This is a genomic window from Pedobacter psychrotolerans, assembly GCF_004340665.1.
Taxonomy (GTDB): domain Bacteria; phylum Bacteroidota; class Bacteroidia; order Sphingobacteriales; family Sphingobacteriaceae; genus Pedobacter; species Pedobacter psychrotolerans.
Genome location: NZ_SLWO01000001.1, coordinates 663068 through 673990, shown reverse-complemented (window position 1 = coordinate 673990; position 10923 = coordinate 663068). Strand labels below are relative to the sequence as shown.

At 39.5% G+C, this 10923-nt stretch carries 6 protein-coding genes; all 6 read right to left on the bottom strand.

The features are described 5' to 3' along the window. Positions 1-312: 312 nt before the first annotated feature. Complete coding sequence (locus tag EV200_RS02945) at positions 313-1839, bottom strand: SusD/RagB family nutrient-binding outer membrane lipoprotein (RefSeq protein ID WP_229676695.1); 1527 nt, start codon at positions 1837-1839, stop codon at positions 313-315. A 17-nt stretch (positions 1840-1856) separates the two neighbouring features. Then, a complete protein-coding gene (locus EV200_RS02940) occupies positions 1857-5267 on the bottom strand; it encodes a SusC/RagA family TonB-linked outer membrane protein (RefSeq protein WP_132529305.1) in 3411 nt (1136 codons plus the stop codon). Between the two features lie 72 nt (positions 5268-5339). Then, positions 5340-6362, bottom strand: a complete 1023-nt coding sequence (locus tag EV200_RS02935; RefSeq protein WP_132529304.1) for a FecR family protein — start codon at positions 6360-6362, stop codon at positions 5340-5342. A gap of 69 nt (positions 6363-6431) precedes the next feature. Next, positions 6432-7058, bottom strand: coding sequence for an RNA polymerase sigma factor (locus tag EV200_RS02930; RefSeq protein ID WP_132529303.1), 627 nt, complete (start codon positions 7056-7058; stop codon positions 6432-6434). A 421-nt stretch (positions 7059-7479) separates the two neighbouring features. Next, on the bottom strand, positions 7480-8787 hold the full coding sequence (locus tag EV200_RS02925; RefSeq protein ID WP_229676696.1) for a glycoside hydrolase family 43 protein: 1308 nt from the start codon (positions 8785-8787) through the stop codon (positions 7480-7482). Between the two features lie 747 nt (positions 8788-9534). Next, on the bottom strand, positions 9535-10833 hold the full coding sequence (locus EV200_RS02920; RefSeq protein ID WP_188754081.1) for an esterase-like activity of phytase family protein: 1299 nt from the start codon (positions 10831-10833) through the stop codon (positions 9535-9537). Between the last annotated feature and the right edge of the window lie 90 nt (positions 10834-10923).

Sequence of the window (10923 nt, the reverse complement as noted above, 5' to 3'; positions counted from 1 at the left end):
TCTTTATAGCAAGGCTCCTTAATATTTTTTTAGTCATTGGATGAATATTTGCACTTAGCTTGGTATCATCCAATGAATAATTCAATAACCACCCCGCCCTGCGGGCACCCCTCCTTAAAAAAAGGAGGGGAATTGCGACCGCTTTAATATTTGGGGTCGTCATTGCGAACTGAAGCCCAGGCTTTGTGTTATGGGGTGAAGCAATCTTTATAGCAAAGCTTCTTAATATTCATGTAGTCATCGGATGAATATTTGGGCATAGCCTGGTATTCATCTGATGACTAATCCAACAACCACCCCGCCCTGCTGGCACTACAATTTATCCCACCAGATCCGGGTCATGAAATCATCAGGGCCTTGTCTTGCGATGGCCGCATCCAGAGAAGTCCGGTTTAAGTTTTGCTCAGAAAGTGGATACAACATCCTCCTGAAGATTCTACCTCCAGTAGCATTACCTACATAAACTACCGGAACTAAAGCCGGATAGCCCGTTCTGCGGTAACTCGAAAAGGCTTCCTGTGCATCAGGGAATATGGCCAGCCAGTATTCTGTATAAATTTGTTGCATTTTCTCATCAAATGTTCCTCCAGTATTAAAAGGGTGGTATTTGATGTAGGTATTGATTTGCAAATCACTAATGGTCCCATCAGCGGGTACGATGATGGCCCACTGTTTCATGGCTGCCTTGATGCCGGCTTCATAAAGTGTAGCTGCATTACCAGCCGCATACCAGCCCCGCAGATTGGCTTCAGCCAATAAGAAATCAGTTTCTGCTGTGGTGTAAATCAGTTTTGCTCCACCTAATGCCAGCACTGTTTTTTGATTTGGTTCAGAATAGGTTACAAAATCAGCAGGCTTGGAACTAAAGGTAGCTGGCATTCCTTTTTGAATCGCCATGGAAGTATCGGCCACGCCATTCACATAAACCACAGATAAAATCCCTAAACGTGGGTCTTTATTTGTTTTCATGTAAGTGATGAAACTATTCTGGTACTTACCACCTTCCTGGTTGCTCGTTCCATCTGCTTTGATGTAATCTCCGTTATAAAGTGTAAGGGCGATTGGATTTTTATTAATATCCTGACCAGCGCTCAAATAATTAATTTTTGCAATGTCAGCATCTTCGGTAATTACCCCACCGGCAATAGCCTTCTTTACCCAGGTTTCAGCCAGGGCAATATCCACTTTGGTCATGCGCATTCCTAAACGCAACATTAACGAATAGGCAAATTTCTTCCATTTGGTAGTGTTCCCCGCATATATCAAATCTGCCTGACCGAAAGTAGCTTTTGCCTCATTCAGGCTTAAGGCCGATTCTTCCAGTTCTTTTAATAAGTCAAGATAAATCGTTCTTTGTGGATCATAAGCAGGTTTATAATTGGCGCTATTATAACCTTGTGCAGCCTCGGCGTAAGGAATATCACCGTATAAATCGGTTGTCCGGGCGAAGCAATATGCTCTCCAGATCCGGGCGGCAGCCAACAAATTTACCTGCTCAGGATTTGTTTTTACCGCATCAATCACCATTGTGATTTCATTAATTTCCTGGTAGTAAGCATTGCCAAACTGTGCTGAAGATTGCTGACTCTGACTGGAAACATACTTCGATCCAAAACCTGCCACATCATTAAAACTAGTGGTGTATTGCATGGTACCCAGTAACAAGGTCAGGTTATTTTTAGCGCCATCATACAATGCTTTGGTAAAAACAAAGGCGGGTTGTATAGTGGCTGATGCTTCAGGATCAGTATTGATTTCCTGAAAATCTTTTGTACAGGAATGCAGCATGGCACTGAACAATAATGCGCAGATGGCTGCTTTATATTTTTTAGCGTACATTTTCATTTTTTTAAGCCTTAAAATTTAACCATTAAATTCATCCCGAAAGTGCGTGTTCTAGGCAAGCCGATCGATTCAAAACCCTGTGCATTGCCATTAGAGTAACTTGATTCAGGATCGAAGTTGTCTGTTTGTTTATAAAACGTTAAGATATTGCGGGCTACAAACGAAATACTAGCGGATTGCACCTTCAGGAAATCCAGTTTTTTAACCGGAATGTTATACGATATAATCGCCTGGCGAAGTTTTACAAATCCCCCATCATGAACGAAAAGTTCAGAATAGTTCCGCATATCGTTGTAATAAGCACGTAAATCACTCACCGGAATCAAAGCTGAATATGGATTTCCGGCCTGATCAACGCCTGTGATGGTTAAACCATTTTCACGACCGGGTAATGTACTTTTCATCAAACCTAAACGGGTGGCGTATACCTCTTTTACTGAGAAAACTTTGTTCCCAAATTTTCCATCAATCAGGAAACTGAAAGTAAAGTTTCCGAATTTGAAATCTTGGGTTAAACCCATTGTTAAAGGTGGCACACCATCACCCAACTCTTGCAAACCTGTGGCAACCGGGCGTTTTGTTGCTGAATTATAGACGATTTCTCCGGCATCATTTCTCAACATACGGGTACCTACAATCGTTCCGTAAGAACTACCAACCGTTTGGTTAATGTATCCCCAGTTTCCTACCGAAGTAGCCATCTGAAAGGTATTGGTACCATCTACCAGTTTAATTACCTTACTTTTATTGTAAGCGATGTTGTAGCTGATGTTCCAGCTGAATTTATCGCCCTGAATTGGTGAACCGGTAAGCAGAAACTCAATTCCTTTATTGCTCAGCTCTCCTACATTTAATACGGCGTTGTTGTAACCGGAGGTTGATGAAATGGCTGCATTTAAAATATCATTGGTTGTTTTACGACTGTATGCTGTAAAATCCATCCCCAATCTCCCTTTAAACATTTTTAATTCGAAACCACCTTCATAAGTGGTGGAGGTATATGGCTTTAAATTTTGATTGGTGATGTCATTGCTGCTTACATTTTGTAAAGGCTGACCTGAGCTTGGCACGTTGGTGTAGGTTAAATTAATTCTATAAGGATCGGCTGCACCACCGCCCACTTCTGCCCATGATCCGCGAAGCCTGAAAATATCGATAGAAGAAGGGAGCTTCAAAGCATCAGATAATACTAAACTCCCACCAACACTCTGGTAAAGAATACTGTTATTATCTGGACTTAATGTTGAAAACCAATCGTTTCTGGCGGTATAGGTCAGATATAAAATACTTTTGTAATCCGCATCAACTGATCCGAATACGGAGTTTGTTCTGATTCGCTGATGCGTTGGAACAGTACTTGCCGTGGCCAGATTTTTATAGCTATAGAAATAGGGAATGGTAAAAGTATTACCAGTCATATCAAGTTGTTTATTTTCAAAACGGCGACTGTTAGCCCCACCCAGAATTGAAATCCCGATTTTATCCTTAATCCGGTTTCTGTAGTTACCTGTAATCAGGGAATTGGTTTCAGAAACATCAGATTTGATAGCTGAATATTGTCCGTTTGGAATGTAAGTATCGCCAGTTGGCAAAATATTTTCATAATTGTAATTGTAAAAATCGCGACTGATTACGCCTTTTAACTGAAAGTTTTTAACGATATCGTAACTAATGGAACCCTGGCCAATAAACCTGTTTTTAGTATCATTCTGCTGGTATTTATTCATCACGAAATAACCATTTGTGGCAATACCGGCATCGTTCCATGGTGTTTGGTTGCCTGCAGCATCATAACCAGGGGCTAGCCACCTCACATCAACCGTATTCGCAACTTCGTAAGGTGTCCAGTTTGGATTACCCAGGGCATCACCTGCTGAAGTTCTGTTATAACCTCTTTCTAAATTGTATTGAGCCAAACCTTCCACTTTAATCTTGTCTGTGATTTTGGCATTGATATTTAAATTGGCCGTTTGGCGTTTAAACCTGGTGGTAGAAATAATACCTTTACTATCCAGATCGGCAACAGATAAACGATAAACAATGCCATCTGTACCGCCAGAAAATGCAAGAGTATTGGTAAAATTGGTTCCAGTAGAATAGAAATTACTGATATTATCCTTCACCGCACTATACGGATGCGTTAAACCATCGGCAGCAACATAATCAGAACCATCTATTTTAGCCCCGAATGAAAGTCGGCCCGTGGCTATGGCATCGTTTTTATTCATGGGCTTTACACCATTTAAACCCTGTCCATATTCATATTGGTAATCATTATCGTTGATGGCGTCTTCAAGCGTATAAGTAGAATTATATTCAATACCAATACCTTTTTGCTTTGCACCTTTTTTAGTGGTGATCAGGATTACACCATTACTGGCCCTTGATCCGTATAATGCTGCTGCTGTACCCCCTTTCAAAACCGTAATACTCTCAATATCATCAGGATTGATGCTACTAATCCCATCGCCCCTGTCTACATTGGTGGCTATCCCATTTGTAGTTGCCGCACCTCCGGGTACAGAATTGTCTATCGGCATTCCGTTTATCACGTAAAGTGGCTGGTTATTGCCATTGAAGGAACCATTACCGCGAATAATCACCCGGCTCGACCCACCTGGCCCCGTAGACAAACCCGTAGCATTTACGCCTGCAATTTTACCCGTTAGGGCGTTGGCCACATTATTTTCTCTGGCTTGTGTAAATTCAGAACCTTTCACTTCAGTTACGGCATAACCCAAAGCCTTACTATCACGCTTTATCCCCAAAGCTGTTACCACCACATCGTTTAAACTACTGCTGCTTTCTTTTAATTTTACGTTGATTGGGGTTTTAAAATCCGTTACTGGTAATTCTAAAGTTTGAAAACCAACTGAAGCAATACTTAGCACAATCGGCTTACCAGCCAATTCGGCCGGAATGGTCAGGCTAAATTGTCCCTGAGCATCAGTTGAAGCACCTGTTTTGGTCCCCTTAATATAAACTGTTGCGCCTATTAGCGGAAGATTATCTGTAGCAGAAAAAATGGTACCTTTTATAATATCAGCTCTTTTTGCATTACCAGCATCTACAATAATGTATTGCGACTCATTGATTTTATTAAAGTCTAGTGTAGTGCCATTTAATACAAACGTTAGTGCTGTTTTAGGGTCACCAAAAGCCATAATCTGGGTTTCATCCACATTACTGCTTTTATTTTCAAGAATCCCTTCTTTGTATGCAATTTTAATCTCGAACCTGGATTTAACTAAGTCTAGTGCTGTTTTAAGCAATATCTTATTGTCACTATGGGTTTGCGCTTCACCTTTTACCCGAGTCAGGTTCCGGGCCATCAATTGGGCAGAACAAAACACGGTGCATGCGCAGAACATCATAGTAAGGCAGCCGAATTTCGCTACCCTGCTAAGGTATAGTATTCTCATAATCTGTTTAGTTTAGTTGTTGGTTGTTGTTGTGTTATAGTCGATAGGATTTAAGCGCTTAAACCCTATAAACTATTTGGTTATGGTTATCTTTTTATTTTCGGTTTTAATGGTTAAGTATAAAGTATTGGATAAAATCTGAAGTAATTCTTTTACGCTGCTTACGTTAATTTCACCTTCCAATTTTAAGTGGTTCAATTCATCTTCAGGAAGAATTACTTCATAACCCAGGTCATCTTGCAGCACCGCAATCATTTCTTCGAGCGATGCATCTTGGAAAACCAGGTGGCGGGTGGTCCATGCCGTTAAATGTTGTGGATTGATAATTTTTTGATGTATCAGCTTACTTTGTCTGGCATATTTTACGAAATCGCCGGGAGCCATGATAAAGGCTTTCTGTTTTTTAGAGACATCGTCATAATCAATCTTGATTTTTCCACTTAACAAACCGACACTTGTTTGATTATGCCGACTTTTTACATTGAAGGTGGTTCCTAAAACTTCAATATCCATATCGCTACAATGCACAATAAATTTCTCTGACGGTTTGATGTTGTTGGTATCTATATTAATATGTTTCACTTTAAACAATGCCTCACCATTTAACCAAATCTCCCGGGCACCTTCTTTAAAGTTTTTAGCATAACTAATCTTAGAATTGCCATTCAAGGTAACTTCCGAGCCATCGGGTAAGGTTAAAGTTTGGATGTGGCCGAAATCTGTTTCGATTGATTTTTTATTCCAATAGTTAAAATAAAGTACAGCTGATAAAGCGACAACAGCTAAAACTGCCGCTACCCTAAAAAATGGCTGAAAATTAAAAGATTTTAATTTTGTTTGAGTAGATGTAAGAGTTGCTGTGATTTTATCAAAAACAATCGCTTGTGAAGCTTCGTTGGTAAAAACTTTTTGCTGGCGATAGGCAGAGATGGTTTCAAATGCTGCAAGGGCAACTTTACTGCGATACGGTTGTTCTTGGAGGAAGGTTTCCCAGGCATCCATATCCGAAGTTTTTTGTTCAACAATAAAAAGCAGAAATGCATCATCATTAAAGAAATCTTCGTAAGTGTAATGTATATATTGAGAAAAATCCATATCACCATGTTATTATACCTCTTATATACATGAGGTGCCTGAAATTATCCCTCATCTTTTAAAAAAATTTTAATTTATTTTTAAAAGTGCTTTATCAGAGGCGAAAAGACATAAAATTATCATCAAATCTACTAGCTTGACTTGTTTTTGGAGTTTTCCAATGGCTTTATACAGCAGTTTGTAAGTGGAATTGATATTTAGATTCATGATATCAGCAGCTTCTTCATAACTCAAGCCTTCGTAAAACCGCAAATAAATAATTTCCTGTTGCCTGGCTGAGAGGGTTTGGATAGCCTCCTTCATTTTCATTTGAAGATCTTTTTTGGCCTCATTTTCCATTAACAAGGTATCAAAGGAGACCTCAAAATGGAATTGATAATCATCTTCGGCATTTAATTTAACGAACTTTTGCTGCGTTTCCATTTTACGAAAGAGCATGTTTCGCAAGGATTTATACAGATAATTACGCACAGACACCGGATTGCCGATTTGAGCTCTTTTTTGCCAAAGGTTTACAAAAAGATCATGTACAGCATCTTCTATCTGATCAGTATCTCTGGTAAATTTATAACCGTAATTGTTTAATGATTTGAAATGGGCATCGTAAATGCGACCAAAAGATTCCCAGCTCCCCGCTTTAAAGGAGTTCCATTCTATATAATTGGTTTCATTATGCAGAATTTTCTTAACAGGCATAGGGATAGTTCGTTTTACTAACATAATAAAAATTAGCTAGTAAAACGTATTACCTCCCCTTTTTAACAATTAATGCTTAAACACAATCAAACTGGCAATACTAACACAACTTAATGGAGTGAAAAATCATTAAGGTTCATGCTATTGAAATGTATTTGCCTGATTGACTTAGATGCTTTGCAAGTACGCAATAATGAAGATTAACAATACAGCGATCCTTAAGAAAAATTTATTAAGAACCTGATTCGATAATTATTAATTGATTTTAACACCCCGGTCTGCGACCACCCCTCTGAAAGAGGGGAATTACGATCGTCATCTCCTCCGATACATCTTAATGTGTCCAAAAGACTGATTACTTTAATTTAAATAGCCAATTCAAATAGCATTGTCAGGCATATTATTAATCGAACTCAGTTTATTATTTAGTTTTTACTTTCCACCAATCTAAATTGAAGCTACCGCCTTTGAAAACTAGATAAAGGTCATGCTTACCTTTTACGGCTTTAATGCTGCTTGAAATGGTTTCCCAGTTTTGAGATTTAACATTTAGCGTACCCAATAAATCGCCCGCCTGATCATCAATTCTAATTTCCAGGCTTCCTGCGGTAATAGCTGCTATGCGGGCTTCAATTTTTTTAGCGCCTTTTCCAAAATCAACACCGCGTACTTTAATATATGCGCCAGAATTTTTATTACTCGTAAAAAGCTGTCCTGTTTTAATATCTTTCGCCGTATTAATGCCTTCAGCCCAGTTGATGGTTTCGGCTTCTGTACGTTTAAACGGATCGAGGCTCCCTACCTGTTGAACTCCACTTTCAGACCACCAGGGCAGTTCTGGAATCGTTCCATCAGCATTATATTTCAGTTCTTCCACACAAACAGAACGTCGCTCATGGTGTTGCTCAGTAAGCATAAAATTTAACCTGAAATTAAAACCAAATACGTAAGACTTTCCTTTATAATCAATAATTCCGGGGTGGTTACCTGATGATTTTGCATTTGGTTTCATGATATAGCCCTTATATTCCCATGGTCCGGTAGCACTGTTGCTCATGGAATAGCCAATCCCTTCCGGACAACAGGTAGAAGCATAAGCCAGGTAGTAATGTCCATTACGTTTGTAAGTCCATGGCCCTTCCTGGTAATGATAGGCATCTTCGGTAGCCTGCCCTTTTTCTTTACCTATATTGGGTATTTTAGTGATTTCACCAGAATGGGAAATCATATCTTTATTTAGCTTGACGTACCACAGACTTGGATTGCCCCAATACAAATAAGCTTGTCCATCATCATCAATAAATACCGAGGGGTCTATATCGTTCCAAATGTGATCGGTATCCACCAGCCTTTTACCTATTGGATCTTTAAATGGGCCATAAGGACTGTCGGCAACCAACACACCAATGCCACTTCCTTGTACAGCGCAATAAAGGTAAAACTTTCCATTACGCTCAATACACTGGTGTGCCCAGGCACCGTTATCCTGCCTTCCCCAGGTAAAATCTTTTAAAGATGCCACCACACCACGATCTGTCCAGTTTACCATATCGGTAGAGGTATAAAGGAGCCAGTCCTTCATCAAGAATTTCCCCATACCCGGACCTGCATTATTCTCATCATGAGTAGTGTATAAATAAACGGTATCCTTATAAACCATAGGAGCCGGATCAGCCGTAAACTTGGTTTGAATAATTGGATTCTGTGCAATGGACCTAGAAGATATCATGCCCAAAAAGAAGATTATAAGTACGCTAAATTTCTTTGTCATTTTTATCAGTGTATGTTAAGCTTATGATATTTTATCCGGATTTACCATAACTTACATTTTACCTGTAGTTTGATAAAAGCATAATTAGCTGTTGTAAATTATTTATTGGTTAGAAATCAAAATAAACATGCATTAAAACTGTGTCGCAATGTATTAAAAAACAAGTTTTTATCATGCTGATTAAACATATGTACCATCATTACATCAAAATTTATAAATCTGGATGGTGCGGAAGTTGTTTATCCTATCATTTGGTTGGTATTATCACCATAGTTGTTCGGAAGATTATAATTTATTAATTAAAAACCGCTACTGAATGGTTAACCACCCCCAACCCCTCCTAAATTAGGAGGGGAGTTCACCTCATAGCTGTATAACTGCAAACGCCTGATTTTATCCTATTGTGGGTATTTATCACCAACTAACCTTGTAAGGTTAGCGTATATTCTATCTTAACTTAATCGAAAAGGACTTTTTAGCTAGTTGGTGATAACACCAGTCAGAGGAAAATTTGTCCATTAAAAACCGCTAACTGAGCGGATAACCACCCCCAACCCCTCCTAAATTAGGAGGGGAGTTCCCCTCAAAGGTGTATAATTGCAAACGCCTGATTTTATCCTATTGTGAGTGTTATCACCAACCAGAAGAAAAACCAACCAGAAGAAAAATAGCTTATAACCTGAAAACAAAATGCTATAACACAGATTATAGTTTAACCTTTACAAAATATAAACGGTTTCGGTCTACAGCTTTAGTTAGCGGCAAAATCTTTTGAGCAAAGCCACTGGCACCATTATCTACTACACCAAAATCGTCATCATTAGAAATAACAAGGATGTTTCCAGGCAATAGTGCGAGTCCTTCTGCCTTATCATGTGGGTAAACTGACGGCAAATCCTTTAACAAATCCAAAACAAGCGTTTTTGAAACAGGAGCAATTCCCGCAGCTGTAAGTCCTGCCTGATTATTCAATTCTTCTACCGTTTTTCCGCCATAAAGTTTTCCTGTTGCACCATCGGCAGCATCAGAAATATCTGTGGCATTGCTGATATCAATCTTAAATACTTTTTTAAAGGCCGCAGGATTGGTCGTATCGCCACCAAAAAGACCATCCCTTTCGATGGTTAAAAAAGTAGTTGCATTTACAGCCACAATATCGCTCACGCCAGTAAGGGTGGTATTATCCATTAAGTAAGCATATTGTTTGGTGGCTCCAGTCGCAATATCAAAAGTTAATATCCTAAGCACTGTTGAATTGGATACCGCATTTTTAGAAGGGTTGTACATTGGCGACTGCATCATACCCACCAGCGTTTTTCCATCTGGCGTAATAGCTAATCCTTCCATTCCACGGTTTGCCCTTCTTTTGGCAAACACTGCAGGAATCTTCCTACCTCCAGTACCTGTACCAAATGGATTAATGCGTTCAATGGTTTTTCCACTGGCATCAAAATGAGCAATGTGTGGACCATATTCATCGCTGATCCAAAAAGATCCGTCGGCTGCCCTTACCAATCCCTCTGAATCTATACCATCAGCACTTGGAGCAATCACCTGTCCGTTTAGGTCATATGCTGTCTCTCCTGAGGCGCCCATACCCACTGGATTTGGAATTCCGTTCAACTTTCCGCCTGCTGCATTTTTCAGTTCGATAGTTTGTTCCAATATCAGTTTACCATCCTTTAACCTGAACTTTCCAATCTGTGGATCGAAGTCAGGTTTTCCGATGATGATGGAGTTCGCCAGCTGCCCGGCTACGTTTGAACCTCGATCTGTTAACATATAAAATACTGCCGCATCATTAGGATCTGTTGCAACGGCCGAACCGAAGCCACCATTATAAACCTTCACTCCACTTGCCGTGGTAAATAAGATGGAAGGGTCAGTGGCTTCTGCCATGTCAGGATAAGTAATAGCATTTGGTTCGGAGTCGCCCGGATTCTTCTTACAAGATACCATACCGAAAAATACCATTAGCCCCAATAAGATTAATTCTTTCTTCATTTCTTAATTTAAATAGTTAAGCGGCAAATCAACTACCTGCATATGAATTTCACGTTAATCCAGCAACAAGTAATTTCCATGCTTTATATT